Annotated in this window: 1 rRNA gene; it reads left to right on the forward strand. The window is 51.5% G+C overall.

Annotated features, from left to right (window positions below):
* Positions 1-1,706, forward strand: a 23S ribosomal RNA gene (locus tag F0185_RS33980); the annotation flags it as partial.
* Positions 1,707-1,721 lie beyond the last annotated feature (15 nt).

A 1,721-nucleotide genomic window follows, 5' to 3' on the forward strand; every position in this document is an offset into this window, starting at 1 on the left:
ATATGGTAGGAGAGCGTTCTGTAAGCCTGCGAAGGTGTCTTGTAAAGGATGCTGGAGGTATCAGAAGTGCGAATGCTGACATGAGTAGCGATAATGGGAGTGAAAAGCTCCCACGCCGTAAGCCCAAGGTTTCCTGTTCAACGTTCATCGGAGCAGGGTGAGTCGGCCCCTAAGGCGAGGCAGAGATGCGTAGCTGATGGGAAGCAGGTTAATATTCCTGCACCGTCGTATGATGCGATGGGGGGACGGATCGCGGAAGGTTGTCCAACGGTTGGAAGTGTTGGTTTTTGACTCATAGAAGGCGCTTAGGCAAATCCGGGCGCAGGATTCAAGGGGTCGAGACGAGGAACTTAGGTTCTGAAGCAATCGGAAGTGGTTCCAAGAAAAGCCTCTAAGCTTCAGTCATACGAGACCGTACCGCAAACCGACACAGGTGGGCGAGATGAGTATTCTAAGGCGCTTGAGAGAACTCGGGAGAAGGAACTCGGCAAATTGGTACCGTAACTTCGGGAAAAGGTACGCCCCGGTAGCTTGATTGGTTTACTCCATGAGGGTGAAAGGGTTGCAATAAACTGGTGGCTGCGACTGTTTAATAAAAACACAGCACTCTGCAAACACGAAAGTGGACGTATAGGGTGTGACGCCTGCCCGGTGCTGGAAGATTAAATGATGGGGTGCAAGCTCTTGATTGAAGTCCCAGTAAACGGCGGCCGTAACTATAACGGTCCTAAGGTAGCGAAATTCCTTGTCGGGTAAGTTCCGACCTGCACGAATGGCGTAACGATGGCCACACTGTCTCCTCCCGAGACTCAGCGAAGTTGAAATGTTTGTGATGATGCAATCTACCCGCGGCTAGACGGAAAGACCCCATGAACCTTTACTGTAGCTTTGCATTGGACTTTGAACCAATCTGTGTAGGATAGGTGGGAGGCTTTGAAGCGGTGACGCCAGTCATCGTGGAGCCATCCTTGAAATACCACCCTGGTTTGTTTGAGGTTCTAACCTTGGTCCGTTATCCGGATCGGGGACAGTGCATGGTAGGCAGTTTGACTGGGGCGGTCTCCTCCTAAAGTGTAACGGAGGAGTTCGAAGGTACGCTAGATACGGTCGGACATCGTGTTGATAGTGCAATGGCATAAGCGTGCTTAACTGCGAGACTGACAAGTCGAGCAGGTACGAAAGTAGGACATAGTGATCCGGTGGTTCTGTATGGAAGGGCCATCGCTCAACGGATAAAAGGTACTCTGGGGATAACAGGCTGATTCCTCCCAAGAGTTCATATCGACGGGGGAGTTTGGCACCTCGATGTCGGCTCATCACATCCTGGGGCTGTAGCCGGTCCCAAGGGTATGGCTGTTCGCCATTTAAAGTGGTACGTGAGCTGGGTTTAAAACGTCGTGAGACAGTTTGGTCCCTATCTGCCGTGGGCGTTGGAAATTTGAAGGGGGCTGCTCCTAGTACGAGAGGACCGGAGTGGACAGACCTCTGGTGTACCGGTTGTCACGCCAGTGGCATTGCCGGGTAGCTAAGTCTGGAAGAGATAACCGCTGAAAGCATCTAAGCGGGAAACTTGCCTTGAGATGAGATTTCCCAGAGCCTTGAGCTCTTTAAAGGGTCGTTCGAGACCAGGACGTTGATAGGTCAGGTGTGGAAGTGCAGTAATGCATTAAGCTAACTGATACTAATTGCCCGTACGGCTTGTCCCTATAACCTTAGCAGGT

This window comes from Massilia rubra (assembly GCF_011682065.1).
Lineage (GTDB): Bacteria > Pseudomonadota > Gammaproteobacteria > Burkholderiales > Burkholderiaceae_D > Telluria_A > Telluria_A rubra.